The organism is Halorussus vallis, assembly GCF_024138165.1.
GTDB classification, from domain to species: domain Archaea; phylum Halobacteriota; class Halobacteria; order Halobacteriales; family Haladaptataceae; genus Halorussus; species Halorussus vallis.
This window is the reverse complement of the sequence record NZ_CP100000.1, coordinates 1,301,360-1,327,560: the sequence shown is the minus strand read 5'-3', so window position 1 is coordinate 1,327,560 and position 26,201 is coordinate 1,301,360. Positions and strand designations below refer to the sequence as shown.

The 26,201-nt window shown below is 68.5% G+C and carries 26 protein-coding genes, 1 tRNA gene and 1 pseudogene; 23 read left to right on the top strand and 5 right to left on the bottom strand.

Annotation, left to right across the window (positions count from 1 at the left end; translation table 11 throughout):
• Positions 1 to 16 precede the first annotated feature (16 nt).
• From NGM07_RS06920 to NGM07_RS06870, 11 genes are all read left to right on the top strand, one after another.
• Complete coding sequence (locus NGM07_RS06920; RefSeq protein ID WP_253518745.1) at positions 17 to 982, top strand: beta-ribofuranosylaminobenzene 5'-phosphate synthase family protein; 966 nt, start codon at positions 17 to 19, stop codon at positions 980 to 982.
• A gap of 272 nt (positions 983 to 1,254) precedes the next feature.
• Positions 1,255 to 2,091, top strand: coding sequence for an RAD55 family ATPase (locus tag NGM07_RS06915; protein WP_253518743.1), 837 nt, complete (start codon positions 1,255 to 1,257; stop codon positions 2,089 to 2,091).
• Positions 2,092 to 2,243: 152 nt separating this feature from the next.
• A complete protein-coding gene (locus NGM07_RS06910) occupies positions 2,244 to 2,720 on the top strand; it encodes a COX15/CtaA family protein (RefSeq protein ID WP_253518741.1) in 477 nt (158 codons plus the stop codon).
• 120 nt (positions 2,721 to 2,840) lie between these two features.
• Positions 2,841 to 3,746, top strand: coding sequence for a basic amino acid ABC transporter substrate-binding protein (locus NGM07_RS06905; RefSeq protein ID WP_368410279.1), 906 nt, complete (start codon positions 2,841 to 2,843; stop codon positions 3,744 to 3,746).
• Between the two features lie 6 nt (positions 3,747 to 3,752).
• Positions 3,753 to 4,616 carry an amino acid ABC transporter permease gene (locus NGM07_RS06900; RefSeq protein ID WP_253518737.1) on the top strand — a complete coding sequence of 288 codons (864 nt, stop codon included), beginning with the start codon at positions 3,753 to 3,755 and terminating at the stop codon, positions 4,614 to 4,616.
• A gap of 34 nt (positions 4,617 to 4,650) precedes the next feature.
• Positions 4,651 to 5,412 carry an amino acid ABC transporter ATP-binding protein gene (locus tag NGM07_RS06895; RefSeq protein ID WP_253518736.1) on the top strand — a complete coding sequence of 254 codons (762 nt, stop codon included), beginning with the start codon at positions 4,651 to 4,653 and terminating at the stop codon, positions 5,410 to 5,412.
• A gap of 257 nt (positions 5,413 to 5,669) precedes the next feature.
• The gene (locus NGM07_RS06890; RefSeq protein WP_253518734.1) at positions 5,670 to 6,479 is read left to right on the top strand and encodes a basic amino acid ABC transporter substrate-binding protein; all 810 of its coding nucleotides are present in this window, start codon (positions 5,670 to 5,672) and stop codon (positions 6,477 to 6,479) included.
• 4 nt (positions 6,480 to 6,483) lie between these two features.
• Positions 6,484 to 7,158 carry an amino acid ABC transporter permease gene (locus NGM07_RS06885; protein ID WP_368410247.1) on the top strand — a complete coding sequence of 225 codons (675 nt, stop codon included), beginning with the start codon at positions 6,484 to 6,486 and terminating at the stop codon, positions 7,156 to 7,158.
• Complete coding sequence (locus tag NGM07_RS06880; protein ID WP_253518731.1) at positions 7,155 to 7,904, top strand: amino acid ABC transporter ATP-binding protein; 750 nt, start codon at positions 7,155 to 7,157, stop codon at positions 7,902 to 7,904. The genes NGM07_RS06885 and NGM07_RS06880 overlap by 4 nt, the downstream gene beginning before the upstream one ends.
• The gene (locus tag NGM07_RS06875; protein ID WP_253518728.1) at positions 7,897 to 8,877 is read left to right on the top strand and encodes an amino acid ABC transporter permease; all 981 of its coding nucleotides are present in this window, start codon (positions 7,897 to 7,899) and stop codon (positions 8,875 to 8,877) included. The genes NGM07_RS06880 and NGM07_RS06875 overlap by 8 nt, the downstream gene beginning before the upstream one ends.
• Before the next feature lie 181 nt (positions 8,878 to 9,058).
• Positions 9,059 to 10,744, top strand: coding sequence for a Na+/H+ antiporter NhaC family protein (locus NGM07_RS06870; protein WP_253518726.1), 1,686 nt, complete (start codon positions 9,059 to 9,061; stop codon positions 10,742 to 10,744).
• A 196-nt stretch (positions 10,745 to 10,940) separates the two neighbouring features.
• On the opposite strand, the gene NGM07_RS06865 is transcribed toward NGM07_RS06870, so the two are convergent.
• Positions 10,941 to 11,774, bottom strand: coding sequence for a hypothetical protein (locus NGM07_RS06865; RefSeq protein WP_253518724.1), 834 nt, complete (start codon positions 11,772 to 11,774; stop codon positions 10,941 to 10,943).
• 73 nt (positions 11,775 to 11,847) lie between these two features.
• Positions 11,848 to 12,855 carry a helix-turn-helix transcriptional regulator gene (locus NGM07_RS06860; protein ID WP_253518722.1) on the bottom strand — a complete coding sequence of 336 codons (1,008 nt, stop codon included), beginning with the start codon at positions 12,853 to 12,855 and terminating at the stop codon, positions 11,848 to 11,850.
• Positions 12,856 to 13,119: 264 nt separating this feature from the next.
• Here NGM07_RS06860 and NGM07_RS06855 point away from each other — a divergent pair, with 264 nt between their 5' ends.
• Positions 13,120 to 13,428, top strand: coding sequence for a HalOD1 output domain-containing protein (locus NGM07_RS06855; protein WP_253518721.1), 309 nt, complete (start codon positions 13,120 to 13,122; stop codon positions 13,426 to 13,428).
• Positions 13,429 to 13,494: 66 nt separating this feature from the next.
• Here NGM07_RS06855 and NGM07_RS06850 read toward each other — a convergent pair whose 3' ends face one another.
• Both NGM07_RS06850 and NGM07_RS06845 read right to left on the bottom strand, forming a co-directional pair.
• Positions 13,495 to 14,961 (bottom strand): replication factor C large subunit, encoded by a 1,467-nt coding sequence (locus tag NGM07_RS06850; protein WP_253518719.1) that lies wholly within the window; start codon positions 14,959 to 14,961, stop codon positions 13,495 to 13,497.
• Positions 14,962 to 15,024: 63 nt separating this feature from the next.
• Positions 15,025 to 15,438 (bottom strand): hypothetical protein, encoded by a 414-nt coding sequence (locus NGM07_RS06845; protein ID WP_253518717.1) that lies wholly within the window; start codon positions 15,436 to 15,438, stop codon positions 15,025 to 15,027.
• 63 nt (positions 15,439 to 15,501) lie between these two features.
• Here NGM07_RS06845 and NGM07_RS06840 point away from each other — a divergent pair, with 63 nt between their 5' ends.
• The 5 genes and pseudogenes from NGM07_RS06840 (at position 15,502) to NGM07_RS06820 (ending at position 17,798) form a co-directional block, all read left to right on the top strand.
• Entirely contained in the window at positions 15,502 to 16,218 is a 717-nt protein-coding gene (locus tag NGM07_RS06840; protein ID WP_253518715.1) for a CehA/McbA family metallohydrolase, read from the top strand.
• Positions 16,219 to 16,328: 110 nt separating this feature from the next.
• Positions 16,329 to 16,922, top strand: coding sequence for a GNAT family N-acetyltransferase (locus tag NGM07_RS06835; RefSeq protein WP_253518713.1), 594 nt, complete (start codon positions 16,329 to 16,331; stop codon positions 16,920 to 16,922).
• A complete protein-coding gene (locus NGM07_RS06830; protein WP_253518710.1) occupies positions 16,915 to 17,262 on the top strand; it encodes a GNAT family N-acetyltransferase in 348 nt (115 codons plus the stop codon). The genes NGM07_RS06835 and NGM07_RS06830 overlap by 8 nt, the downstream gene beginning before the upstream one ends.
• A 24-nt stretch (positions 17,263 to 17,286) precedes the next feature.
• Positions 17,287 to 17,559: pseudogene (locus NGM07_RS06825) on the top strand (GNAT family N-acetyltransferase); the annotation flags it as partial.
• Positions 17,556 to 17,798, top strand: coding sequence for a DUF7385 family protein (locus NGM07_RS06820; protein WP_253518707.1), 243 nt, complete (start codon positions 17,556 to 17,558; stop codon positions 17,796 to 17,798). The pseudogene NGM07_RS06825 and the gene NGM07_RS06820, both read left to right, overlap by 4 nt.
• 12 nt (positions 17,799 to 17,810) lie before the next feature.
• On the opposite strand, the gene NGM07_RS06815 is transcribed toward NGM07_RS06820, so the two are convergent.
• Entirely contained in the window at positions 17,811 to 18,998 is a 1,188-nt protein-coding gene (locus tag NGM07_RS06815; protein WP_253518704.1) for a metal-dependent hydrolase family protein, read from the bottom strand.
• Between the two features lie 146 nt (positions 18,999 to 19,144).
• Here NGM07_RS06815 and NGM07_RS06810 point away from each other — a divergent pair, with 146 nt between their 5' ends.
• The 6 genes from NGM07_RS06810 to NGM07_RS06785 all read left to right on the top strand — a co-directional run bounded on the left by NGM07_RS06810 (position 19,145) and on the right by NGM07_RS06785 (position 26,197).
• Positions 19,145 to 19,744 (top strand): DUF7978 family protein, encoded by a 600-nt coding sequence (locus tag NGM07_RS06810; protein ID WP_253518703.1) that lies wholly within the window; start codon positions 19,145 to 19,147, stop codon positions 19,742 to 19,744.
• A 95-nt stretch (positions 19,745 to 19,839) separates the two neighbouring features.
• Positions 19,840 to 20,388, top strand: a complete 549-nt coding sequence (locus tag NGM07_RS06805; RefSeq protein WP_253518700.1) for an FxsA family protein — start codon at positions 19,840 to 19,842, stop codon at positions 20,386 to 20,388.
• 103 nt (positions 20,389 to 20,491) lie between these two features.
• Positions 20,492 to 20,565, top strand: a tRNA-Ile gene (locus NGM07_RS06800).
• A gap of 224 nt (positions 20,566 to 20,789) precedes the next feature.
• Positions 20,790 to 20,999, top strand: coding sequence for a hypothetical protein (locus tag NGM07_RS06795; protein ID WP_253518697.1), 210 nt, complete (start codon positions 20,790 to 20,792; stop codon positions 20,997 to 20,999).
• A gap of 123 nt (positions 21,000 to 21,122) precedes the next feature.
• Positions 21,123 to 22,769: an NADH-ubiquinone oxidoreductase-F iron-sulfur binding region domain-containing protein gene (locus NGM07_RS06790; protein ID WP_253518695.1), complete on the top strand. Its 1,647-nt coding sequence runs from the start codon at positions 21,123 to 21,125 to the stop codon at positions 22,767 to 22,769.
• A 2-nt stretch (positions 22,770 to 22,771) separates the two neighbouring features.
• Positions 22,772 to 26,197, top strand: coding sequence for a molybdopterin-dependent oxidoreductase (locus NGM07_RS06785; protein WP_253520160.1), 3,426 nt, complete (start codon positions 22,772 to 22,774; stop codon positions 26,195 to 26,197).
• Positions 26,198 to 26,201: the final 4 nt, after the last annotated feature.

Sequence of the window (26,201 nt, the reverse complement as noted above, 5' to 3'; positions counted from 1 at the left end):
AACCGAACGCCGGGACATGGTTCGCGTCGCAGCAGGCGCCCGCCTGCACTTCGGCTTCCAGAACCTCTCGCTGGCCCACGAGCGGCTGTACGGGTCGCTCGGCACGTCCCTCGATACCCCTCGAGTGGTGGTCGAAGCCGACCCCGCCGACGGCGTCCGCTGCGACCACGACCGCGCCCGCGAGTACGCCGAGCGCGCAGTCGACGCGCTCGGCGTCTCCGGAGCGACCGTCTCGGTCGAGCGCACGCTGCCGACCCACGTCGGCCTCGGGAGCGGAACCCAGCTGGCGCTCGCGGTGCTGGCGGCCGTGGCGGTCGCGCACGACCGGGACCCCCGGGTCCGCGAGCGCGCGCCGAAACTCGACCGCGGCGGCCGGAGCGGCGTCGGCGTGGCGGCGTTCGAGTCGGGCGGGTTCGTCCTCGACGCCGGTCACCCGACCGAGCGGTTCACCGCCGACCGTCCCGCTCGGGGGTCGTGGTCGGTCCCGCTGGTCGCGGCCCGCCACGACGTGCCCGCCGACTGGCGGTTCGTCGTCGTCCTCCCCGACTCGGAACCTGGCCGGAGCGGCGACGACGAGGAGTCGAGCATGCGCTCGGTCGTCGAGAACGCCGACCCCGCCATCGCCGACGACATCGCGGCGGTCGTCACACGACGGGTGCTCCCGGCGGTCGCCCGCGGCGACTGGGAAACCTTCGGCGCCGCGGTCGCCGAGATCGGTCGGCTCAACGGCGCGTGGTACGCCGACGAGCAGGGCGGGACCTACCGCCCGCCCGTCGGCGACGTGGTCGCGGAACTCGGTCGGTCGCCGGCCGTCTCCGGGGCCGGCCAGTCGTCGTGGGGGCCGGCGGTCTACGGCGTGACCAACCGCGGCCTCGCGGCCGAGGCCCGCGAGGCCGCGGAGGTCGCGCTCGCCGAGGCGGGCGTCGGCGGCGACGTGCTGGTCGCCGAACCGCGGAACGAAGGCGCGGAGATTCGACGGTAGTAACCCACCTTTTTTTGAGGAGTGGTGGCCGAGCAGGCTGAAGGCCTGCTCGGCGATCCGACGACGAAAAAACCTGGACCAAAAAAGAATACGCTCGCTCACTCCGTTCGCTCGCATCTAGCGATTATCACCGCACCCGGCCGCGACGGCGAACTGCGCGAGGCGTCGGCCGGGAGTTGGTCCCGCCATTACACTTGAACCTTCGCGGGCGCGTCGCTTCGCCGGACTTCGGGAGGCGAAAAACCCAAGCGCTCCCGACGAAACGCCGTAGCATGGACAGGATCCCGTTCGGCGTCTCGCAGCTCGACGCCATCATCGGCGGCGGCGCGCCCCCCGGGAGCGTCGTCGTGCTGGCGGGCGAGGCCGGCGCGGGCGCCCGAGAGTTCTGCTACACGTCGGCGACCGTCAACGCCCTGGCGCACGCCGACCCCGACCAGTTCGAACTCCACTACGGCGACGTCGACGACCGCGCGGCGGTTCCCGACGAGATTCACTACGTCTCGTTCACGGCCAGCGGCGACGAACTCCGCCGAGAGATCGAGTACACGATGAGCGACGAACTGGTCGAATCGGCCGTCGAGGCCGTCTCCTTCGAGGACCTCAGCCAGGAGTACTTCCAGTTGTCGGCGATTCCGCGCGAGTGGTACACCAGCCGAACCCAGTCGATAACCGACCTCGGACAGGGGAGCGACCGGCGCGGAGTGCTGGAGGCGCTGGGGAGCTACCTGACCGAGCACGCGGCGGGGAACCTCGTCCTGCTGGACTCGCTGACCGACCTTGCACGCGCGCCGACCGAACACCTCGACTGGAGCGACATCTCGCTGCTCGTCAAGGGCCTCCAGAAGGCCTCCCGGGACTGGAACGGGCTCATCCTCGTGCTGGTCAACCAGGACGCGTTGACCGACGAGGAGATGGGGAGCCTGATGGGCGCGGCCGACGGCACCATCGCCTTCGAGTGGGAGACCGGCGGCAACGAGCGCGACCGAGTGATGTTCGTCCGGGAGTTCCGCGGGGTGCTCTCGCGAATCGAGCAGGAGGACATCGTCCGCTTCGAGACCGAGATTCACGAGGGTGGCTTCGACGTGAGTAACGTCCGCAAGATTCGGTAGGCGCTCGCTCGGAGTCGCTCGGACGCACTCGGACAGGCCTAAGTACGACCGCTCGAAACGTCCGAGGGAGAGATCATGTCCGCTCGAACCCGTTCCGTGCGACCGACCCGGCCCGGACCGCGGCGGCCGACTCGCGCCGGAGGTGGGCGCTGATGGCTCGCTTCCGTCACCTCGCGGCCGCGACCACGGCCCTGACGTTCGCGCTCATCCTGCTCGGCGTCTACACCGCCGCGATGGGTGCGGGCCTGTCGTGTTCGGCCCAGTGGCCGTTCTGCGACGGCGGCCTGCTCCCCCAGACGTTCCCGAGTTTCGTCGAGTGGTTCCACCGCCTGGTCGCGATGGTGACCGGCTTCTTCATCATCGGCACCGCGGTCGGCGCGTGGAAGTACCACGCCGAGTCCCGGATTCGGTGGGCCGCGACGGCGGCGCTCGTGGTCACGCCGGTCCAGGTGCTGCTCGGCGGCGCGACGGTGCTCGCGTACACGCCGGCCGTGCAGGTCGCCCACCACGCCGCCGCGCTGGTCATCTTCGCGGCGCTCGTGGCGACGACGCTGTGGTCCTACGACGCCGAGCGCTCGCCCGACGCCCGCACGGCCGACTCGGCCGCCGGCTATCCGAGTGACGACTGAACAAGTCGTCGTCCGACGATAAACGCTGATTTTAACGCCTCTACCGTCCGAATTTGGACGTTTCGCGCCAACGATTATATGGTATCGGGTGGACGTGACATCGGGGGAAAACGAATGGACATCGACAGGCGGTCGTTTGTCAAGGGGAGTGCAGGAGTCGCCGGCGGACTCGCGTTCGGGGGTCTCGCCGGAGCGCAGGACCAGCAAACCGTCAGAATCGGCTCGGACATCCCGTACAAGCCGTTCGAGTACCGGACGCAGAGCGGGAAGCTGACGGGCTTCGACGTGGACCTCGCGGAGGCCATCTTCACAGGGCAGATGAATCGGAACTACGAATTCGTTCAGACGGGTTTCGACACCATCATCCCGAGTCTAAACAACGGGAACTTCCGAATTATCATGTCGGCGATGACGATAAACGACCAGCGCGACCAGCAGGTCGACTTCTCGCGACCGTACTTCATCGCCTACCAGACCGTGGCGATTCTGAAGGGCAGCGACATCAAGAGCGTCGAGGACCTCGAGGGCAAGACCGTCGCGGTCCAGAAGGGGACGACCGGAGAGGCCGCCGCCCAGAAGCTGAAAAAGCAGTTTAACGGCAATCTCAACATCGACGCGTACGACCAGATTCCGGGCGCGTTCAGCGCTCTGCTGAACAATCAGGCCGTCGCGGTCATCAACGACAACGCGGTCAATCTCCAGTACGCCAACGAACGGGACAGTATCGTGATGTTGCAGGGCGAGGGGCAAGCCGCCAAGGAGTTCGAGAGCGCGCCGCCGTACCTCACGCTGACAGTCGAACGCTACGGCATCGCGTTTCGGGAGAACGACGACCAGTTCCGCAAGCGTGTCAACGAGGCGCTCAACGCGGTCATCGCGAGCGGCCGGTACGAAGAGATATACCGGAAGTACTTCACGGGGGCGCCGCCGCAGAGCATACTCTCGCGGGCGCGGCCGGCACCAGGGACGACCGCGGCCAACGGGACCGCCAGGAACGCCACCGAAACCACGAACTCCAGCGGGTAATCCCGAATGGCGGAATCGTACGCCGACGAGCGGGGCGGGGAAGCCGCGACCGACGAGGGACTCCTGACCGACGCACGCGTCAAGTGGGCCGGGATGGCGGTGGCACTCGTGTTCACGGCGGTCATCCTCGGATTCATCGCACTCATCCTGCTAGAATACGTGGACTACGACCTGCTGGTCGCTGTGGTGCCCCGGTTCGTCGTGGCGTTCCTGCGCGTGGTGATCGTGGTCGCCATCTCCAGCGTCTTCGCGGTCACCGCTGGGGTGTTCGTCGGCCTGGGTCGCGTCTCGCGCACGTCGCTAACCCACGCCATCGCCAGCGCGTACGTCCAGTTCTTCCGGGGGACGCCACTGCTGTTCCAGTTGTTCATCATCTACCTCGGCATCCCGTCGCTGTGGCCGCCGGGGGAGTTCCCCATCTCGGAGGGTTGGGCCGTCGCACCGCCGGTCCTCCTCGTCGACTGGACGTTCATCACGGCGGTCGTCGCGCTGACCCTGAATCACGCCGCGTACGTCGGCGAAGCGGTGAAAGGCGGCATCAACGCCGTCCCTGAGGGCCAGATGGAGGCCGCGCGCTCGCTGGGGATGTCGTACGTCGACTCGATGCGCGAGATCATCCTGCCACAGGCGTGGCGCAACGCGCTGGCGGCCATCGGCAACGATCAGGTGATCCTCGTGAAGGACACCTCGCTGTTGACCGTCATCGCCTTCCCGGAGATCATCACCGTGTTCCGCGAGATCAACTCGAACCAGTTCGACGCGTGGACACCCATCGTCCTCGTCGCCGTGACGTACTTGGCCATCACGCTCCCGCTGATGCGACTCGTCCAGTACCTCGAAGACCGCGCCGAGTGGGGGACCGGCGGATGACGCGCCGTCGTCGTGACAAACGGAGGGTCACCGTATGAGCGAGGAGACGACTGCACAACGGCTGAACGTTCCCGAGGTCGAGTTCGAGGGCGTGGACAAGTACTTCGGCGAGGCGCACGTCCTCAAGGACATCGACCTCGCCGTCGAGGACCAGGAGGTCGTGGTCATCGTCGGCCCGAGCGGAAGCGGGAAGTCCACGCTCCTGCGTTGCGCCAACCGCCTCGAAGAGATTCAGGACGGCGAGATTCGCATCACGGGCGAGTCCATCACCGCGCCCGGCGTGGACGTGAATCGACTCCGCCAGAAGGTCGGGATGGTGTTCCAGCACTTCAACCTCTTCCCGCACAAAACCGCCCTGCAGAACGTCACGCTCGCGCCGGTCCGAGTGCGGGGTCTTTCGGAGGCCGAGGCCCGCCGGACGGGCGAGGACCTGCTCGAAGAGGTCGGTCTCGGCGACCAGATGGACTCGTACCCTGCGGAGCTATCGGGCGGGCAGAAACAGCGGGTCGCCATCGCCCGCGCGCTCGCGATGGACCCCGAGGTGATGCTGTTCGACGAGGTGACCTCGGCGCTCGACCCCGAACTCGTCGGCGAGGTGCTGGAAGTCATGCGCGAACTCGCCGAGGAGGGGATGACGATGCTCGTCGTGACCCACGAGATGGGGTTCGCCCGCGAGGTGGGCAACCGGGTGGTGCTGATGTCGGAGGGCCGAATCGTGGAGTCGGGGACGCCGGCCGAGTTCTTCGACCACCCTGATACCGACCGGGCGAAGCAGTTCCTCCAGCGGGTACTGTAGGTCCGGCCCGAATCAGTTGGACCTCCCGGGTTTCGTCTTCAGGTCGTGTTCTGCGGACGAAACTCCGTTCTCGCGCTCGTGGCGACGACGCTGTGGTCCTACGAGGCCGAACAGACGTCCGAGGGGCCTCCGCCGTCGGTTCACTTCGTGCCTGAACGCCCTTCGGAACCATTCTTGAAACGGACCGTTTTCCGCAATTCTTGAACGGGAATCCGGGTGAGAAAGGTTCAAAAGCGTCCTCTTCCTCCTTTGGCAGTATGGAACGCAGAACTTCCGTCGATATGGACCGTCGGACCTATCTGAAGGTCGTCGGAGCGGGCGGCGTCGCGGGCCTGACCGGAACCGCCGGCTGTCTCGGCGGTATCACGGGCAGGGGGGGCAACAAGAAACTGACTGCGGGCACCGCGCCCGGTTTCCCCCCGTTCGAGATGAAGAAGGGCGGCGAACTCGTCGGCTTCGACATCGACCTGCTGGAGGCGGTCGTCTCCGAGAGCGAGTACACCCTCTCGGGCTGGGAGGAGTTCGAGTTCAAGGGGCTCACGCCCGCACTCGGCAGCAACAAGATCGACGTCATCGCGGCCGCGATGACCATCAACGACGAGCGCGACAAGAAGATCGACTTCTCGAACCCCTACTACAGCGCCGACCAGTCCGTCCTCGTGCGCAAGGGCGGGAACTTCTCGCCGTCGAAACTCGCCGACCTCTCGGGCCACCCCATCGGCGCCCAGAAGGGGACGACGGGCGAGGGCATCATCAAGGACAAACTCATCTCGACGGGCAAACTCAAGCAGTCGAACTACAACTCCTACGGGAGCTACGTGCTGGCGGTCGAGGACCTCGGAAACGGCAACATCGACGCCATCGTCATCGACAAGCCGGTCGCCCAGACGTTCCAGAGCGAGCGGGACGTCTCCATCGCGTTCACGTACAAGACCGGCGAGCAGTACGGCTTCGGCGTGCGCGAGAACGCCGGCGACGTCCAGAAGGCGCTCAACAACGGCCTGAAGGCGGTTCGCGACAGCGGCAAGTACGCCGAAATCCGGAACAAGTGGTTCAGCGACTCATAGAGCCGTGTTGAACCCCCTACTGTCGAGCGACTGGGCGTTCGTCCTCGACAACGTCCCGTACCTGCTGGGCGGGACGGTGCTGACCGTCGCGCTGACGGTCGCCAGCATCCTGCTCGGCTTCCTCGCGGGGTTCCCGGCGGGCACCGTCGAGGTGTACGGGGGCCGATACGCCAGCGGTGCGGTCGAAACCGTGGGCGTCGTCCTCCGAGGGACGCCCATCGTCGTCATCCTGCTGTTCGCCTACTTCGGGACGAACATCGGGAGCGCGTTCCTCGCCGCCGTCCTGGGTCTGGGACTCCGAAGCGCGGCTTACCAGTCTCAGATCTTCCGGGGCGCGATACAGAGCGTCGACGAGGGCCAGATGGAGGCCGCCCGCGCCGTCGGGATGTCCCGGCTGAAGGCGATTCGCCACGTCGTCGTTCCGCAGGCGCTCCGCCGGTCGATTCCGGGGTTCCAGAACGAGTTCACCATCGTCCTCAAGGACACGAGCGTCGCGTTCGCCATCGGCCTCTCGGAGCTACTGACACGGAGCAACGACCTGTTCGTCCAGAACACCAACGCCGTGCTGGAGGTCATCCTGTTCGCCAGCGCGGTGTACTTCGTGCTGACGTTCGCCACGAACCGGACGCTGGACTACGTCGGCCGCATCTTTGCGATTCCAACCGGTGATTCCACGTGAGTTTACTACGCGTCGAGAACCTCTCGAAGAGCTACGGTGACGAGCGCGTCCTCCGGGACGTGAGCTTCAAAATGGAACGGGGCGACGTCGAAGTCGTCGTCGGCCCGAGCGGGAGCGGGAAGTCGACCCTGTTGCGGTGTATCAACCGCCTCACGGAGGTCGACTCGGGCGACGTCTACCTCGACGGCGAACTCGTGACGGGTCCGGACGCCGACGTGAACGAACTCCGGCGGAACATCGGGATGGTGTTCCAGGACTTCAACCTGTTCGCGCACCTGACCGCTCGCAAGAACATCACGCTGGGTCTCCGGCGGGTCAAGGGACTCTCGAAGGAGGAGGCACGGAGGGTCGCCGACGAGCACCTCGAGATGGTCGGCCTCGCGGCCCAGGCCGACTCCTACCCGGCGGAGCTATCCGGCGGCCAGCAACAGCGGGTCGGTATCGCTCGCGCGCTGGCGATGGAACCGAAACTGATGCTGTTCGACGAACCGACCAGCGCGCTCGACCCCGAACTCATCGGCGAGGTGGTCGGCGTGATGCGCGAACTGGTCGAGCGGGGCATGACGATGCTGGTGGTCACCCACGAGATGGGGTTCGCCCGGTCGGCCGCCAGCACCGTCACCTTCCTCGAAGACGGCGCCATCGTCGAGCGCGGCCCGCCGGAACGACTGTTCGAACGCCCCGAGCAGGCCCGGACCGGGGAGTTCCTCGGCCGCCTCGGTACAGCCCACGGCGACCATGAGTGACGCAACTCGCCGTGCGACGGCCCGCCCGCGGTGGCGCTCCTTCGGACTCCGCCAGTGGCTCGGCGTCGCGGCCGCCGCGCTGTTCTGGGGGTGGCTCGTCTTCCGGTGGGTCAACGATTGGCTGCTCGCCGGGGCCGTCGTTCCGCCGGGCCAACCGCTGGTTCCGGCCGCGACGTTCGCCGGAATCGCCGACTCACTGTCGGCGACCGCCGACGCGCTCGGCGTCCTCGGCTGGCCGGTCGCGCAGGTCGCGGGGCTGTTCTCGTTCCTCGCGACCGGCGCGTCGGCGTTGCCCGCGCTGGCGAAGGGCGCGTGGCTGACGCTGGTGTTGACGGTGACCAGCATCGCGCTCGGGTTCGTCCTCGCCGTTCCGCTCGCGGTCATGCGAGTGTACGGCGAGAAGACGGCGTGGCTCTCGCTCGCGTACACCGAACTCATCCGCGGGACGCCGCTGCTCGCCCAACTGTTCGTGCTCTACTACGGCATGGGGCTGTCGGCCTGGATTCGCGAACTGCCGCTGGTCGGCGTCGGGTTCGTCCCGAACCAGGCCGTCTGGGTCGCCATCATCGGCTTCACCATCAACGGCTCGGCCTACCAGTCGGAGTACATCCGGGCCGCCGTCGAAAGCGTCGACTCCGGACAGTTGACCGCGGCCCGCGCCATCGGCATGTCGAAGCTATCGGGGATTCGCTACGTCGTCCTCCCGCAGGGACTCCGCTACGCGATACCGGGCTGGTCGAACGAACTGGTCTACCTCATCAAGTACTCCTCGCTGGCGGCGTTCATCACCGTCCCCGAACTGTTCGAGCGGGCCGACGCCATCGCCTCCGAGACCCTGGAGTTCACCGCGATTTACGCGTTCGCCGCGCTGCTGTACCTCGGACTCGTCCTCACGGCGTCGAAGCTGATGGGGACCGTCGAGCGGCGAGTGGCCATCCCCGGCGTCGGCAACGTCGCGGGCCGGGAAGGATAGCGCGACGGCCGGGCGACGCGTCGCCCGGCCGTCGCGTTTCGTCGTCTCTCGGCGAGGGCCGTGGACCGCTCGACCCGTTTCGAAATCGACACCGAAACCTTAGAATCGCACACTTTCTCGCCGTTTGGCCTTTTTATCGGTCGAAACCTCTATCTGGTAGAAACTACCATACTCGCGGTAAATGGCTCTCGAAACCATCGACGCGGGCGTCTGGTCGATCGTGCCCGCGCTTCTGGCCATCTCGCTGGCGTGGATCACCCGCGACGCCATCATCGGCCTGTTCGTCGGCATCGCGAGCACTGGTCCGGTGTACGGCGCGCTCCGGCCCGCCGCCAGCGCGGTGGGCGTCCCGCCCGACATCGTCGGGACGCCGCTCGCGCCGGTCGTCGGCGCGCTGTTTGGACTGAAACTGATACCCACTCTCGTCGCCACCGCGCCGCTGTTCAACGACGCGTGGTACGTCGAGAACGTCCTGCTGGCCATCTTCGCCATCGGCGGCACCATCGGACTGATGATCCGGGCGGGCGCGATCCAGGGCGTGCTCGAAGCGCTGGCGAACTGGGCCGACTCCCCGGCCGACGCCGAGAAGGCCGCCTTCCTCGCCGGCGTCGCCGTCCACATCGACGACTACTTCAACTGTTTGGTGGTCGGGTCGATGATGCGCCCGCTGACCGACCGCTACCAGGTTTCGCGGGCCAAACTGGCCTACTACGTCGACAGCGCGGGGAGTCCGGCGTCCCGTCTGGCGTTCTACTCGACGTGGGGCGCGGCGCTCATCGGCTTCATCGGCGCGGGCCTCGAATCCGCCCGGAGCCAGGGCGTGCTACCCAGCGGGCTGAGCGGGTTCGTCCAGGCGTCGAACAACGGCCCGCAGGCGGTCACCTCCGAGATATGGCCGCTCTTCTTCAACAGCCTCTTCTTCGGCTTCTACTCGTGGGCCGCGCTGGTCATCGCCGCAGGCGTGGCCTGGCAGGTGGTCCCGAACGTCCTCGGCATGGGCGAGGAGGAGCACCGCGCCAGAAACGGCGGCGGCGTGGTCGGCCCGGACGACGACCCGATGATCTCCGAGGAGATGGACGAGTACGAGATGGCCGAAACCGCCGACCCCGACTGGCGCAACTTCGCGGTTCCCATCGCCGCGATGGTGGTCGTCGGCCTCGGCGCGATGTTCTGGCGCGGAAGCCCGGTGGTCCACATCCCCGGCGCGCCAGAGAACGTCCTGTTCTCGCTCGGCGGCTACAGCCTGATGGTGCCGCCCGAGGGCGCGTGGGCGTTCAACATCGGCGGCGTGAAACTCGGCCTGGCCGCGACCACCGCGCTGGTCGTCGCGTTCGTCCTCTATCGACTCCGGGGCGACATCCCGAGCAACGACGACGCGACCAGCGCGATGCTTCGAGGATTCAAGGGTATCTTCCTGGCGGCGCTCATCCTCACGCTCGCCTCCTCGATACAGAACAGCGTCACCACGCTCGGCATCTCGAGCTTCGTCACCGACTGGTTCTCGGGCGTCCCGCCCGAGGTCGTCCCGCTCATCGTCTTCCTCGCGACGGCGGCCATCAGCTTCGCCGACGGGAGTTCGTGGTCGACCTACGGCATCATGTTCCCTATCGCCATCCCGGTGGCGTTCACGACCGGCGCGAACCTCCCGCTGGTGCTCGGCGCGGTGTTCAGCGGCGGCATCTTCGGCGACCACTCCTCGCCCATCTCCGACACGACCGTGCTGGCGTCCTCGACCAGCGGGAGCGACCACATGGTCCACGTCAGGACCCAGATTCCCTACGCGGTGGCGTCGGCGACCATCGCGGGCGCGCTGTTCCTCCTGCTGGGCTTCGTCCTCCCGCAGGGGTTCGAAGTCATCCCGTACTGAGCGCGGCCCGCCGATGAGTACCCGATTTCGCGTCTCGCAGAAGTCCACCTAGACGGTCGTCCGGACTCGAAAACGAACGCGGCCGGGTCGCCGTCCGACGGACGGCGACCCGGCCGCGAAGGCGGTGACTCGACCGCGTGGGCGGCGACCCGCCTGCGCGGTTCGACGGCAGTTCGGCGCGGCGACGGTCCTTCGACTACGGCCCGGCGTTCCGTTCGGACCCCGGCGCGGCTTCGGCCAGCCGACTCCGGTTGCGAAGCGTCTCCTCGACCACCTGCTGGGCCGTCTCGTCCTCGAACTGGTACAGTTGGTGAGCGCGCACCGAGAGGTTCCGGACCTCGGCCACGCTCAGGCCGTACTCGCTACGGACGTCGCGGGGGAGTTCGGCGACCGCCGCGGCGGTCCGGTTGGCCCGCCGCTCGACCGTGCGGGCGCGGACGACGAACGTCGACAGCGACGCCCTGAACTCCCCCTCCGAAATCCGGTCACGCTCCCACGCCGAGGTCAGGTTCTCGCGGACGGATTCGAGCGCGTCGACGTACTCGCGGATGGTTTCGACCTCGTCGGCCAGCACCTGCGCGCGCTCGTCGGGCGTGGAGGCGCTCGCCAGTCGCTCCGAGAGCGTCCGGTTCCAGAGTTCGCCCTGGACGGCGGCCCCCTGTGCACCGACCGCTCCCGCGAGCTGTTGGCCCGGGGCGACGTCCGACTCGCCGTTGGACGTCGCGGTGGTCGTCCCGTCCTGAATCGCGTCCGGTTCGCCGGCGTCGTTGGAGTCGTCGCCGTCGGACGGCGCGTCGTCGGACGGGGTGCTCTCGGTGGGGGCGCGGCGTTCGGTCGGCGGCGTCTCCGGAGTTGACGGTCGCTCGCCGACCGTCTCGTCGACGGACGGGTCCTCGTCCGGCGTTTCGTTCACGGTCGCGTTCTGACTCGGAACCAGCGGCGGTCCCCCCGCGTCTGCCGCGACGGGGGCGGAGAAGACGACGAGGGCGACCGCGACGGCCCCGAGGAGGGTGAGGGCAGCGGCTTTCATCACCCGTTTCGACGCGCTCGAACGGGAATAAGCCGCCGTTACTGTATCCGGATTAATCCGATTTAACGCCGATTCAGGCATTATGCTCCTCCTGCGCCAGCGCGAGGACGTTCTCCCGGCCGAGACGGAAGCTCTCTATCTCGCCCTGTTCGCGGAGTTGGCCGACGACCTGGCTGGTCTTCGCCTCCGTCCAGCCGAGTTCGTTCACGACCGCCTTCTGCTTGACCCGGCCGCCCCGGCGTTCGAGGAGTCGGAGCACGCGCTCCTCGTTGCTCAGCAGTTCCTCGGGGAGGTCGGGGTCGTCGGGTTCGTCGTGCACGGGAGCGTCGGCGTCCCGGCGGCGGTACAGCCACAGACCGCCGACGCCGGCCAGCGCCGCGGTGGTGACGCCAACGACCGCGGCGACGGCCCACATCGGGAGGTCGAACGGGCCGATTCCCGGCCCGTCGAGCACGAGTCGCGGTTCGTCGCCGGCGAACTCGGTCGGCCCGGTCCACACCGCGGCGGTTTCGCGCTTCTCGTCGGGCGAGGGTCGAATCGTGGTCGCCTCGTACCTCTCGGGCCACGAGATGAGCAGTCGGGTCTTCTCGTTCAGGATCAGCCCCGAGAGCGCGTCGCCGACCCGGATATCGTTCCCGTCGACCGCGGCGAACCCCTTCCAGCGGAACGAGTAGGTGACCACGCCGTACCGCTGGGGGAACTCGCGAATCTCGGCGTCGACGCTGAAGTTCGTCCCGTTCATCTCGCGGCCGGTCGCGCGCTCGGCCCCGGCGATGGTGTCGCGCATCCGGCGGACGAACTGCTTGGTGTGCTGCGAGGAGTTGTTCTCGATGTCGGCTTTCAGCCCTCTGAACGCGGCGGCCGTCTCCGGGTCGTCGAGGCGCGTCCGGTAGGCGATGTCCCAGGTCGCAGACCCGTTCTCGTGGACCTCGACCTGCATGACGACGGTGTCTGGCGTCACACCCTGGGCCTGAGCCTGAGCGGTCGGCTGACCCGCCGTCGCACCGCTGGCCGTGCCGAACGCCGCGGTCAGACAGAGGACCACGGCGATGGCGACACGCTCGGACTGTCGCACCCCCATCTGTTCGTCCATCCGTCGCCGACCGAAAAAGGGGTTGCGCTGTTTTGGGTCGTCCTATCGTCCCTGTCGACGTTCCACGCCGCGTTACCGAGCGTCAATCCGACGCTACTCGACTCCCGGCGGTGCTTACCTCGCGTTACGCCACCGGTTCGATTCTGAACTCGGGTTAATTCGGTCCCAAACCGCACGCAGGCCCGGTAATCGGCTTTCAGCGTTTGGGGGGTTGATGGCCGTCGCCGAAGAAGACGCGAGTGGCGAGATAGCATGTCAAAAGTAGAAAGACGCACGAGACGCACGGCGGAGTACGAACGCGAGACACCACTGCGAGTGCACACGGACTGGTCGGACACCGACACGCTCGATTCGGCGGTCGCGTGTGCGGTCTCGCGGGCGACGGGTGCGCCGATGACGGAACTCGCACCGCTCTACGAGTACATGGACCCCGACGCGCTCCACGAGTACGTCGTCTCGATGCGCGAGAGCGATTCGAAGACGAGCGTGACGTTCGAGTACGAGGGCCACGACGTGCGAGTTCGCTCGGACGGCGAGATACTGGTCTGGCCGTCGCGGTAAACTCCGCTCCGGCCGCGCGACCCCGCGGCGCTCGCGCCGCGGGGTCGCGCGACCGACCGGCGACGGTCAGGCGAAGTCGGTGAGGCCCGATTGGGCCTCGTCGTCGCCGTCGTCGTCTCCGCCGGCGCTCGCGTCCTCCTCGTCGGTCCCCGCCGACGCTTCGGCCTCCGCGGCCTCCCCGTCCTCCCCGTTTTCATCGACGCCCGGTTCGGAAGCCTTCGCGCCGTCGAACGCGCCGCCCGAGTGTTCGACCGCCTCTTTCTCCTTGAGTTCCTCGGCGTCGGCCACGACGTTCTGGACCTTGTTGGTGGTCTTGCCGCTTCCGGTGACGAACGAGACGTGTTCCTCCTCGAGGTCGTAGGTGGCGGCCATCGCCACGGTCAGTTCGCGGTTCTTGCAGTGGTGGGTCATCGCCGCGAGGAAGGGTAGTATCTCCCTACGGGCGGTCGACATGCTCACGCCGTCTCGCTCGGCGATCTTCCGGGCGATGTAGTCGCGCTTGTTGCGATTGCCCTTCGAACTGCCGAGTTTCCGCCAGTAGCTCGGCGGGCCGTACCGGGTCCACCCGCCCTTCTCGCCCCCGCGGGCCGCGGCGACGCCGGCAGCGATGTTGTCGCCCGCGTAGCGCCAGTACGAGTAGTTCTGGGAGGCCCGCACCCGCCCGAGCCACTTGTCGCCGTTCGCCAGGAAGTCGTAGGCCGCGGCGAGTTCCGCGCCCTCGTAGTCCTTCGGGACGTTGTCCTCGACCCAGTTGATCAGGTCGTCGGGCGTCTCGTCGACGTCGTAGGACTCCCGGAGCGCCCCCCGGGCGTCCTCTTCCTTGAACAGCGCGTCGAGGAAGTCGAAGATGCCGCTGGTGCTGTCGCGCTCGCCGGTGACGTCGACGTCTTCCTCGGTGAGTCGCTCGCTGGTTTCGGCGATGGCTTGGAGGTCGTTGACCGCCGACCGCAGGTCGCCGCTGTTCTTGTCGGCGACGGCCTTCAGCGCCGCCTTCTCGTACTCGATGCCCTCCTCGTTGCAGATGTGCCGGAGCGCGGGCACGATGGACCGGGCGGAGACGTCCCGGAACTCGATGGTTTCGCAGGCGTTTCGGAGCGTGTTCGACATGTCGTAGAACTCGTTGGCGATGAGCACCATCGGCTGGCCGGCGTCCTTGACGACGCCCGTGATGGCCCGCGACCCGCCCCGGTCGACGTTGCCGTGGAGGTTGTCGGCCTCGTCCATGATGACGAGTCGTCGGCCCGCGCCGCCGCCGGTGAGGGTGCCGCTCTTTGCGGCCTCGCCCGCGGTGCGCTCGACCACCGAGGCGGTGCGCTGGTCGCTGGCGTTCAGTTCGATGGTCGGCCAGCCCATGTCGTTGGCCAGCGCGTGGGCCGCGGAGGTCTTGCCCACACCGGGGCTCCCGTGGACGATGACGGCCTCGCCGTGCTCGTCCCACGTCTCGGCCCACTCCTTCAGTTTGTCGCGGGCCTTGTTGTTCCCGCGGACCTCCGAGAGGGTGGAGGGCCGGTACTTCTCGGTCCAGTCGGTCATTGGAGGGAGGTAGGTGCGAGCGGCGTTTAGTGGTTGCGGAGCACCGCGCTCGGGCGACGGACTTCAGGCCGAGTCGGTTCGCGCGCCCGACCGAGCACCGTCGGCCGAGACGCGAACCGCCGCGTCGAGCAGGTGACGCCGCAGGTGGACGACGTCCCGGCGCTCCCGGTAGCGCCACGGCAGGAACCGGAGGACCAGTGACCGCCGCCGAAGGTACGACACCAGTCCGGCGAACTGCGCGTCCGAGAGCGCAACCGTCCGGAGTTCGCCGCCGGTTTCCTCGGCGGCGTCGGTCCCTTCGGCGCCGGTCTTCTCGGCGTCGGCGAGCGAGTCCTCAATGCGCCGGCGCGTCCCGTGGATGAACTCCCACTCGGCCGACCGAGGCCGAAGCGCGTACATCAGGCGGTTCTCCCGCTCGCGAAGCCAGTTGCAGAGCACGTACCACTCCTCGGCCTCCAGGGCGACGTTCCGGGCCATCGCGGTCGTCCTCCGTTTCGGCCGCCGGAACTTTTGGTATTGTGGGCCTATCCTCGGACATCCATGGCCGGCGAGGTCACCGTCACCATCGACCCCCACGTCCACTCGGAAGGCTCCTACGACGGCCACGAACCGGTCGAACTCCTCCTCGAACAGGCGAGCGAGGTCGGCCTCGACGGCATCGTCGTCACCGACCACGACGAGATAGACGAGTCGCTCCGGGCGGCCGAACTCGCCTCCGAGTACGGCCTGCTCGGCATCCCCGGCGTCGAGGTTTCGACCGCCGCGGGCCACCTGCTCGCCATCGGCGTCGAGGAACGCCCCGAACCCCACCGCCCGTTCGTCGAGACGGTCGAGCGCATCCGCGAACTGGGCGGCGCCGCCGTCGTCCCCCACCCGTTCCAGCGGACGCGCCACGGGGTTCGCAAGCACAAGATACGCGTGTGCGACGCCATCGAGGTGTTCAACTCCTGGCTGTTCACCGGCTACCGGAACCGCCGCGCCAGGCGGTTCGCGGCGCGGAACGACTACCCCGGCGTCGCCGCCAGCGACGCCCACTCCGCGCGGTTCCTCGGCCGGGCGTACACCGAACTCACCGTCGACGGCGTCTCCTCGAAGGCCGACCTCGACGGCGACCGGGTGGTGGCCGCCATCGAGGACGGCGACGCCGAGATATACGGCCGCCGCCAGCCCCTCTACCGGAGCACGAAACACTACCTAAAAGGCGCCGGGCGGAAGGTCCAGTGGGCGCTCCGGCCCGCGATAGGGAGCCTCCTGTGACGCGACGATTTCGACGGTTCGAGGGTTTCGCGGTTCTCCGGACGCGACCGCCTGCCACCGGGTGACGCAAGCGGACAACGCTTTTCGCCCCCGCTTCCGTCGTCGGCGACATGTTCCCGGAGCGAATCGAAACCGAGCGTCTGCAACTCGAACGGCTCTCGGCCCGGAACGTCGACGTGCTGGCGCTGTACGAACACTGCTCGCACCACAACCCCGACATCGAGGAACTCACCGAGTATCTCACGTGGAAGCCCCACGAGACGCCGAAGGAGACCGCCGACTTCGTGCGGACGGTCGAGGAGTCGTGGGACGCCCACGAGGACGCGACCTACGCGATTCGCCCGAGGGAGGGCGAACCGCAAGCGGGCGAGTTCGCCGGCGCGGCCGGTCTCCACTTCGAGTGGGACCGCCGGAGCGCGGACCTCGGCACTTGGCTCCGTAAACCGTTCTGGGGCCGGGGCTACTCTGGCGAGCGCGCCGCGGCGCTGATGGAACTGGCGTTCGACCGCCTCGACCTCGAAGTCGTCTCGGTCACCCACGCCGTCGGCAACGAGAAGTCCCGGCGGGCCATCGAGAAGTATGTCGAGCGCGCGGGCGGTCGGTGCGAGGGCACGCTCCGGAACTTCGAGGTGTACCCGGACGGTCCGGTCGACGTGCGCCGCTACACCGTCACCCGGGAGGAGTGGGAGACGGGCCGTGACTGAACTGTTCCCCGCGACGTTCGAAACCGACCGACTTCGGTTCGAACGTCTCTGTCACGAGAACGTCGACGTCCTCGCCTTCTACGGGGCGTTCGCGGACGGCGCGGTCGACCCGGCGGTCTTCGAGTACGTTCCCCAGGAACCATACCGAACGCCGAATGAGGCCCGCGACCGCATCGACTCGGCCGAGTCCAACTGGCGCGACGGCCGGGCCGCGGAGTACGTCGTGCGCGTCGGGTCGGAGGACCGACGAACCGGAGGCGGTGAAACCGCCGACCGTCTCGGAGACGGCGAACCGCGAGCCGACGAACTCGCGGGCTACGCCACGCTCCACTGCGAGTAGGACCGCCGGGTCGCGCGACTCGGACTCGTCCTCCGGCGGCCGTTCTGGGGCTGGGGGTACTCGGGCGAACGCGCCGGGGCGTTCTTCGAACTCGCCTTCGACCGCCTCGACCTCGAAATCGTCGAAGCGGGTTGTAACGCCGGCAACGAGAGATCCCGCCGGGCCATCGAGAAGTACGTCGCCGAGTACGGCGGAGAGTACGAGGGTCGCCTGCGGAACCGGGTGCAGATGGGCGACCGGGTCGACGACTACCATCGTTATACCGTCGGCCGCGAAGCGTGGGAACGAAACAGATGAGCGAACACGACGAGACGGAGCGCTTCGACGTCCACGCCGTCCGGAACGCGCTGAAACTCCACAGGGACACCGGCGACACGCAACTCTGGGAGAATCGCAAGGGCCTCGACTGTCCGGCCTGCGAGGAGGCGTTCGCCGAACTCCTGATATCCGAGCGCCGGAGGAATCAATTCAATCGACCCGACGGACCATTGTGCGTCGTCCGGGAGTCCGACAGAGTACTGGTGTTCACGCACTGAAGCGGCCGAAGGCTACTCCTCGGAGACTCTGTCTAACGACCGTCCGGAGACGACCTCTCCGCCCTTCACGACCGCCTCGGGGTCGCGAACGGTCGAAATGTTCGCGAGGGGGTCCTCGTCGAGGACGAGGAAGTCGGCGTGCGCGCCCGGCCGAAGCACGCCCGCGTCCGCCAGTCCGATTTCGTCGGCGGCCCGTCCGGTCATCGCGACCACCGCGTCCATCGGGTCCATGCCGTGTTCGACCATGAACGACAGTTCCGTCGCGTTCGTGCCGTGGTAGTTGAACGGCGTCCCCGCGTCGGTGCCGCCGACGATGTCGACGCCCGCCTCGACCGCGCGCCGGAACGACTCGATGTGGCGCTCGTAGACGTCGCTCGACTTCCGGAGGCTCTCTTCGGTCGCGTGGTCGGCGTTGCGGACGATGCGGTACGGCGCCGAGAGGGTCGGCACCAGCGCGACGTCCTCGGTGACCAGCAGGTCGACGGCCTCCTCGTCGAGGAAGGTGCCGTGTTCGACCGTGTCGACTCCGGCGCGAACGGCCTGCTTGACACCCTCCGCGCCGTGGGCGTGGGTCGCGACGTGGGCGCCGCGGCGGTGGGCCTCGTCGACCAGCGCGTCGGTTTCCTCGGGGGTGAACGCGGGGCTCTCGGGGTCGGTACCGGGCGTCGTCACCCCGCCGGTCGCCATGAACTTGATGAACCGGGCGCCGCGCTTGACCTGCTCGCGGACCGCCTTCCGGCACTCGGTCGGCCCGTCGACTTCGCGGCCGAGGTGGTGGCCGTGGCCGCCCGTGATGGTGATGGAGCGGCAGTTGGCGACCATCCGCGGGCCGGGCACGTCGCCGCGGGCGACGCGCTCGGCGAGTATCACGTCGAGGTCCTTCGCCCCCATCGCCCGGACGCCCGTGACGCCGGCTTCCAGCGTCCGGCGGGCGTTGCGCGCCTCGACCAGCATCAGTTCGCCCTCGCTCATGTCGACGACGTCGGCCACGCTCGCCTCGCCGGACAGCGAGAAGTGGACGTGGGCGTCCACCAGACCGGGCACCAGCGTCTTCCCCCGGAGGTCGTAGACGGCCTCCTCGGGGCCGGGGTCGGCGTCGCCGACCGCCCCGATGCGCCCCGACTCAGGGTCGAACTGCAACGCCGCGTCCTCGTAGACCTCCCCGGTCCCGTCAAGCAGGCGAACGTCGCGTAGAATCATCGTGTCGCTAGTTGTTCTCCCTCGCCTTTGAATCTACTGAACGATCCCCTCTCACGTCGGTTCGGTGTTAATTCGCGTTCTCGAACGCGTCGCTCTGACCCCGTTCGGCCACAAGGTACTCGTCGCGTCGGTCGGTGCCCTCGCTCATGTCAGTCACGCAACGTCGGTCGGCGTCCGTCGGCGACGCGCCGCTTCCGTACGCCCGCGGCGCGCTCGCGGGCGTCTCGACGTGGTTACTCGGCTACCTGGTCGTCTACGTCTGGCAGGCCGACGCGGTCCGCGAGGCCCTGGCGGGCATCGGCTTCGTCTCCCGACTTCTCGGCGGCGAGGCGGTGCCGGCCTGGAAGGGCGTCGCCTGGCTCTTCCTGAACGCCCACTTTGTCGCCACGGAGATTCCGACCGTCGCGGGCGGAACCCGGACGGAGAACTTCGTGACCGCCGAGGGCGGCGGTTCGATCCTCCTGCTGGCGCTCGCGCCGTTCCTCCTGGCGATTGCGGGGTGGCTCGTAGCGCGGGCGGGCGAGTCGCCCGCCCGCGACTCCCGCGACGGCGCGACGGCAGGGGCGACTATCGTCCTGGGCTATCTCCCGCTCTCGGCGGGAGTCGCGTTCACCGTCTCGCACTCCATCGGCAACACCGAGGCCGCCATCGCGCCCGACCTCGTGACGGCGGTGCTGCTGGCCGGCGCGGTCTACCCGCTCGCCTTCGGGGCACTCGGCGGTGCGGTCGGGGCGTCGGCCGACTGACGCCCGGCGTCAACTCCGACGCGCTAATTCTCGCCGCGGAACCTCTCGGCACCTAAAGCGTTTTAGCCTCGGGACCGCTAGACGGGACAAGAACGATGGTGAAACGCCTCCTGTTGGGCCTGCTGCTCATCCCGCTGCTCGACGCGCTGTTCCTCGTCTACGTGGCGTCACAGCTCGGGGCCGCGCTCACGGTCGCGCTCGTGGTGCTGACCGCGCTGGTCGGGACGCTGTTCGTCCGGGCCGAGGGTCGCCACACCGTCAGAAAACTCCAGCGCACGCTTGCGGAGGGCGAGGTGCCCGCCGACGAACTCACCGACGGGGCGCTGCTCATCGCGGCGGGCGCGTTCCTGCTGACGCCGGGGCTGGTCACCGACACCGTCGGCTTCCTGCTCGCGTTCCCGCCCTCGCGCATCCTCGTGCGCGAGGCGGTCCAGAAGTGGGTCGTCAAGCCCTACCTCGACGAGAAGACCGGCGGACTGGCCTCGGGCAACCTCTACACCTTCGGCTTCCCGAACCCCGAAGACGCGACCGCCGGCGGAACGGCGGCCGACGCTTCGGGGCGGTCGCGCGCCAGGTCCGAGGACACCTACCGCGTGGACGACGACGCCTACGACATCGAGTTCGACGACGAGAAGGAAGACTGACCGACCCCGAATTCGGGCCGTTAACCGCGTGAGGGCGTACCGAAGCCGGGGTGAAAGGAAACTCTTAAACCTCCGAGGGGGCAATCGGAAAATGCGCTCGCCTGGGCCAATAGCTCAATCAGGTTGAGCGCTCGGCTGATAACCGGGAGGTTCGCGGTTCAAATCCGCGTTGGCCCACCTCCTCTCCGGTCGGCCTCGCCGACCGGAGCCTGGGGCCGTCAACTCCCCAGCCATCTAACTTCGGCACTTCACTTTCGACAGCGTGGGCTAATTCTCTGCACGTCGTTCTCGGACACGTCGCATTCGTACCCACTCGCCGGTCCGCGAACCGCTGGTCAGGACCGGCCGAGAGACTGGAATCGGACCGAACTCCTACGTTTCATCGCGAGCCAACGTCCCGTATGGACCAGTTAAGCGTCTCGTCGAACCGCGTCCGAACGCTCGCCGGAGCGGCCGCACTGCTCGCGGCGGCCGGCGGGGCCGCGTTCTGGGCGTGGCGGAAGCAGGCACCCCTCACGCGGACGTACCGACGCGCGACGCGGCGACGGTCCGGCGAAAGCGACGACGGGGAGCCCAACCCCGAGCGCGAACCGGGAACCGACCCCATATAAAGTCGCGGCGGTCGGCGACGGACGAAGGGCCAAATCGGCCGACCGCATCGGGCGACCGGAGACGACGCCCCGCCGTGGCCACAACGCTTTCCACCGTCGTTCACGACTTTCTACGGGATTTGCATGTTCCGGGGCAACTCCGAGGGCGATTCGACCGTAGTCCGCGTCACGGTCGGCCCCGACGAACCGCCGAGCGACGGGTCGCGGTCGAACGACGCGAGCGCCGACGGCGAACCGCCTCGACGCGAACGGGGGCGACGGACCCTCCAGGCCGCTCGAACCACCGCCGAGGAGGCGGCGGTGCTCGAAGTCGGGTCGACCGGCGTCAGGGCGCTCGAACCGCTCGTTCTCGTCACGCAGGAGGGCCGGACGGCGTACCACCCGCGAGCGTCGCCCGAACGGGCGCGCACGCTCGTCGAACGCGCCGAGTCGGGCGACGTCGGCGACGAGGACGCGACGTGGGTCGTCGACCACGACCCCGACGCCGAGACGCTGCCGACCCCACCGGACGGACCGCTGGCGGTCGGCACCCGACGCGTTCTCGGACGGTGCGGCTGGGTCGACCCCGAGAGCGAAGTCGCGGCCGACGCGGCGGCCGCGTCGCTCGCGCGCGAGGACCCGACCGCGGCGCTCGAGCAACTCGAAACCGTCGGACTGCTGGGCAGGGGGCGGGGCGACGCTAGCCAGGACGCGGCCGTCGCCGACGGCCTGACCACCGTCCGCGAGACGCCGGGCGACCCGGTCGTGGTGGTGAACGCCAACGAGAGCGACCGCCGCAACGAAACCGACCGCACGCTACTTGGCGGCGCGCCGGCGGCGGTGCTCGACGGGGCGCTCGCCGTCGCCGCCGTCGTCGGCGCGAAACCGAGCGACGTCGTCGTGTACACGAACGAGGTCGACGACCTCGCCCGCCGGCGGACTCGACGCGCGGCGGCCGCCGTCACCGATGCGTTCGGCGAGCGAGGTGACGACGAAGCGACCGTGGGCGGTGACGACCCGCCGCAGGTCGTGGCCGGCCCCGACGAGTACATCGCCGGAGAGTTCACGATGGCGCTGGAGGCGCTGGAGGGCAACGACCGACTCGAAGCCCGACTTCGCCCGCCCGGCCCGGGACGACACGGCCTGTACGGTCGACCGACCGTCGTCCACACGCCGCGGACGTTCGCGCAGGTGCGGCGGGCGCTCCTCGACCCCGACGCGTTCGACCCCGCGGACGCCGACCCCGGGACGCGGGTCTTCACGGTCGCCGGCGACGTCGAGACGCCGGCGACAGTCGAGTTGCCGACCGGCGGGTCGCTGGCCGCCGTCCGGGACGCGGTCGACGCGGCGGGTCGAGTCAAGATGGCGTGCGTCGGCGGGCAGTTCGGCGGCTTCACCCGGTCGCTCGACCGCGGCGTGAGCGCGCCGGCGCTGACCGGCGCCGACCTCGGCACCGAGGGCGCGGTCGAACTACTCGGCGAGGACCGTTGCGCGGTGGCGACCGTCGGCGAGCGCGCCCGGTTCGCCAGCGAGGAGAACTGCGGCCGGTGTTTCCCCTGCCGCGAGGGGTCCAAGCAGGTCCTCGACCTGCTCCGCGGCGTCTACGACGGAGACTACGACGACGACATGATACGCGAACTTGCCCGTACGATGCGGAGTTCGAGCATCTGCCACTTCGGTCAGTCGGCCGCCCGGAGCGTCGGGACGGCCCTCGACCGGTTCGAAACCGAGTTCGAGGCCCACGCAGACGGCCGCTGTCCGACCGGCGCCTGCGAGGTGAGCGAGCCGTGAGCATGGACGACCCGCCCGGCCCGACCGAGCACGGGCCGACCGAGGCGACGCCCGGCGTCCCGGACGTCGAGGACCCGCGGTCGAGCACGCCGCTGACCGATGACTTCCGGACGGGGACGGCCAACGACCCCGACGTCGGCCTCGACGGCGGGGAGATGGCGACCGTGACGATAGACGGCAACCCCGTTGCTGTCTCGCCGGGGTCGACGCTCGTCGACGCCATCGAGACGGTCGACGTCGAGTCCGACGTGCCGGCGCTGTGCTACTACGACCGCGACACCGAGCAGAGCGACAACATCGGGCCGCGGGGTACCTGTCGGACCTGCATGGTCGAGACGGACGAGCACGGGGTCGTCCCCGCCTGTAGTTTCCCCGCCGAGGACGGCCTGGAAGTGCGCACCGACGCGCCCGACGCCGAGGAGGCCCGGGACGTCAACCTCGACCTCGTGCTGGCGAACCACAACCTGCGGTGTACGACCTGCGGCCAGAACGGCCGGTGCGAACTCCAGGACACCGCCATCGACCACGGGGTCAACCAGCCCCGCTACGGCGTGTTCGACGAGCGCGACGAGTACGCCCCCATCGACAGCACGTCGGTCATCCAGATCGACCGCAACAAGTGCATCCTCTGCAACCGGTGCGTCGAGGCCTGCAACGACGTCCAGAACGCGGGCGTCCTCCGGATGTCCGGGAAGGGCGACGACATCCACGTCGACTTCCAGAAGCCCGAGGCCGAGTCGATGGACGAGTCGACCTGCATCTCCTGCGGCCACTGCGTGACGGTCTGTCCGACCGGGTCGCTGGTCGAGGACGGGTTGACCGACGCGACCACCATCCCGTTGCCGGGGTTCACGCAGAAGAACTCCATCGGGACGGTCAAGGAGGAAGACCCCGTGGAGACGGCCGACACGGCCGAAGCGCCGAACCGCGACGTGCCCGGGGAGGGCCGCGACGGCGCCGGGGCCGGCGCACCGACCGCGGCCGACGGCGAGGAACTCTCGGGCGTCGCGGCGTTCATGGCGAAGGCCAAGCGGCGAGCGTCGGACGTCTCGAAGCGGGCGACAGACGGGGCGCTCAAGGCGGTCGAGCAGTCGGCGGAGGGGGTCGCCGAGAAGTCGATGACCGTCGGCCAACTCTTCGACGTGGCTCAGGGCGTCGCCGGCGCGCGAAAACGCAACATCACGGTGGCGGACACCACCTGCACCTACTGCGGGGTCGGCTGTCGGTTCGACCTCTACGGCAAGGGCGAGGAGGTGCTGGGCGTCAGGCCGGCCGACCCCGAGCAGACGCCGGCCAACGACTTCTCGACCTGCGTGAAGGGGAAGTTCGGCTACGACTTCGTCGACTCCGACGAACGACTGACGACGCCGCTGGTGAAGGAGGACGGCGAGTTCCGCGAGGCGTCGTGGGACGAGGCGCTGGACCGCGTCGCCGAGCGACTGGGCGAGATTCGCGACGAGCACGGCGCCGACTCGCTGGCGGTGACCTCCTCCTCGAAGGCGACCAACGAGGAGAACTTCCTCGCCCAGAAGTTCGCCAGGCAGGTGTTGGGGACGCCCCACGTCGACAACTGCACCCGGCTGTGTCACTCCTCGACGGTCGCGGCGCTCAAGCAGACGGTCGGCTTCGGCGCGATGACCAACCGCATCAACGAGGACATCGGCGAAACCGACTGCTATCTCATCACTGGGTCGAACACCACCGAAACCCACCCGGTGCTGGCGACGCGCATCGTCCAGAACGTCCGGGACGGCGCCGACCTGTTCGTCTTCGACCCGCGGAAGATGACCATCGCCGAGCACGCCGACCAGTACGCCCGCACCAGGCCCGGCACCGACGTAGTCTGGCTCAACGGGCTGATTCGCCACATCGTCGAGGAGGACCTCTACGACGAGCGGTTCGTCGAGGAGCGGACGAAGCACTTCGAGGACCTGAAGGCGGCCGTCGAGCCCTACACCCCCGAACTGGTCGAGGACGTGACCGACGTGCCACCCGACCAGCTCACGCGCGCGGCCGAAACCATCGCGGCGGCCGACACTTGCGTCTACGGCTGGGCGATGGGGCTGACCCAGCACGCCCACGGCACCCACAACGCGCTCGCCATCGCGAACCTGGCGCTGGTCTGCGGGCACCTCGGCAAACCCCGCTCGGGGCTGTCGCCGTTCCGGGGCCAGAACAACGTCCAGGGCGGCGGCGGGGACATGGGGCCGATTCCCAACAACCTGCCCGGCTATCAGCCGGTCGACGACCCAGACGTGCTCGACAAGTTCGAGGACGCGTGGGGCGTCCGGCCGCCCGACCGGGTCGGCCTCCGCATCACCGAGATGTTCAGCGCCGTCCCGGGCGTCGAACGAACCGTCTCCGGCGGGGAGGGAAGCGACGCGTACGGCGGCGACGACGCCGCCGACGAGCACGAGCGGGGGACCGACGACCCGAGCGCCGAGGAGGGCTACACTCCGGGCAACACCGACCTGCGCGGGATGTACATCGTCGGCGAGAACCCCGCGATATCCGAACCCGACATCAGCCACGCCGACGAGGCGCTGGAGGCGCTGGACTTCCTCGTGGTCCAGGAGCTGTTCATGACCGAGACGGCGAAGTTCGCTGACGTGGTGCTGCCGGCGGCGTCGATGGCCGAGAAGTACGGCACGGCCACGAACACCGAGCGCCGGATTCAACTCGTCCGGCCCGCCGTCGAGTCGCCCGGCGAGGCCCGCACCGACGCCGCCATCCTCCAGGACCTCGCCGGCCGGATGGGCTTCGACTGGAACTACGACGGTCCCGCCGACGTGATGGACGAGATAAACGACCTCGCACCCATCTACGGTGGGGTCACGTACGACCGCCTCGAAGCGCGCGAAGACGGCATCCAGTGGCCGTGCTGGGACGAGGACCACCCCGGAACGCCGTACCTCTACGAGGAGGAGTTCAACTTCGACGACGGGAAGGCCCGGTTCGTGCCGGCCGAACTCGCCGAGGAGCGCTACCCCACGCCGACCGAGGAGTTCCCGTTCACGCTCACCACCGGACGCGTGCTCTACCACTGGCACACGGGGTCGATGACCCGCCGCGCGCGAGCGTCGATGCAGCAGGTGCCCGAGAGCTTCGTCACCGTCCACCCGGAGGCGGCCAGACGACTCGGCGTCTCCGACGGCGAGTACGTCGCCGTCGAGTCCAGCCAGGGCGAAATCGTCGTGCGGGCCAACGTCGAGGAGACGTCCGGACCGGACGTGCTGTTCATCCCGATGCACTTCGTCCACGGCGCGGTCAACACGCTGACCAAGGAGGAGTTCGACCCGACGAGCAAGATTCCCCAGTACAAGGTGACGAACGTCCAGGTCCGGCCGCTCGGCGCGGACCCCGACGTCGAACCGACGTCGCCCGAGGAACTGGCGGGCGACGACGAACCGCTCGAGAGCGAAGACTGACGGT

What these genes read in the sequence shown, in the direction of transcription:
- NGM07_RS06920 (WP_253518745.1), top strand. Translation starts at nt 17, where the DNA reads ATGGTTCGCGTCGCAGCAGGCGCCCGCCTGCACTTCGGCTTCCAGAAC.
- NGM07_RS06915 (WP_253518743.1), top strand. Translation starts at nt 1,255, where the DNA reads ATGGACAGGATCCCGTTCGGCGTCTCGCAGCTCGACGCCATCATCGGC.
- NGM07_RS06910 (WP_253518741.1), top strand. Translation starts at nt 2,244, where the DNA reads ATGGCTCGCTTCCGTCACCTCGCGGCCGCGACCACGGCCCTGACGTTC.
- NGM07_RS06900 (WP_253518737.1), top strand. Translation starts at nt 3,753, where the DNA reads ATGGCGGAATCGTACGCCGACGAGCGGGGCGGGGAAGCCGCGACCGAC.
- NGM07_RS06895 (WP_253518736.1), top strand. Translation starts at nt 4,651, where the DNA reads ATGAGCGAGGAGACGACTGCACAACGGCTGAACGTTCCCGAGGTCGAG.
- NGM07_RS06890 (WP_253518734.1), top strand. Translation starts at nt 5,670, where the DNA reads ATGGAACGCAGAACTTCCGTCGATATGGACCGTCGGACCTATCTGAAG.
- NGM07_RS06875 (WP_253518728.1), top strand. Translation starts at nt 7,897, where the DNA reads ATGAGTGACGCAACTCGCCGTGCGACGGCCCGCCCGCGGTGGCGCTCC.
- NGM07_RS06870 (WP_253518726.1), top strand. Translation starts at nt 9,059, where the DNA reads ATGGCTCTCGAAACCATCGACGCGGGCGTCTGGTCGATCGTGCCCGCG.
- NGM07_RS06865 (WP_253518724.1), bottom strand. Translation starts at nt 11,774, where the DNA reads ATGAAAGCCGCTGCCCTCACCCTCCTCGGGGCCGTCGCGGTCGCCCTC.
- NGM07_RS06860 (WP_253518722.1), bottom strand. Translation starts at nt 12,855, where the DNA reads ATGGGGGTGCGACAGTCCGAGCGTGTCGCCATCGCCGTGGTCCTCTGT.
- NGM07_RS06855 (WP_253518721.1), top strand. Translation starts at nt 13,120, where the DNA reads ATGTCAAAAGTAGAAAGACGCACGAGACGCACGGCGGAGTACGAACGC.
- NGM07_RS06850 (WP_253518719.1), bottom strand. Translation starts at nt 14,961, where the DNA reads ATGACCGACTGGACCGAGAAGTACCGGCCCTCCACCCTCTCGGAGGTC.
- NGM07_RS06845 (WP_253518717.1), bottom strand. Translation starts at nt 15,438, where the DNA reads ATGGCCCGGAACGTCGCCCTGGAGGCCGAGGAGTGGTACGTGCTCTGC.
- NGM07_RS06840 (WP_253518715.1), top strand. Translation starts at nt 15,502, where the DNA reads ATGGCCGGCGAGGTCACCGTCACCATCGACCCCCACGTCCACTCGGAA.
- NGM07_RS06835 (WP_253518713.1), top strand. Translation starts at nt 16,329, where the DNA reads ATGTTCCCGGAGCGAATCGAAACCGAGCGTCTGCAACTCGAACGGCTC.
- NGM07_RS06820 (WP_253518707.1), top strand. Translation starts at nt 17,556, where the DNA reads ATGAGCGAACACGACGAGACGGAGCGCTTCGACGTCCACGCCGTCCGG.
- NGM07_RS06815 (WP_253518704.1), bottom strand. Translation starts at nt 18,998, where the DNA reads ATGATTCTACGCGACGTTCGCCTGCTTGACGGGACCGGGGAGGTCTAC.
- NGM07_RS06810 (WP_253518703.1), top strand. Translation starts at nt 19,145, where the DNA reads ATGTCAGTCACGCAACGTCGGTCGGCGTCCGTCGGCGACGCGCCGCTT.
- NGM07_RS06805 (WP_253518700.1), top strand. Translation starts at nt 19,840, where the DNA reads ATGGTGAAACGCCTCCTGTTGGGCCTGCTGCTCATCCCGCTGCTCGAC.
- NGM07_RS06795 (WP_253518697.1), top strand. Translation starts at nt 20,790, where the DNA reads ATGGACCAGTTAAGCGTCTCGTCGAACCGCGTCCGAACGCTCGCCGGA.
- NGM07_RS06790 (WP_253518695.1), top strand. Translation starts at nt 21,123, where the DNA reads ATGTTCCGGGGCAACTCCGAGGGCGATTCGACCGTAGTCCGCGTCACG.
- NGM07_RS06785 (WP_253520160.1), top strand. Translation starts at nt 22,772, where the DNA reads ATGGACGACCCGCCCGGCCCGACCGAGCACGGGCCGACCGAGGCGACG.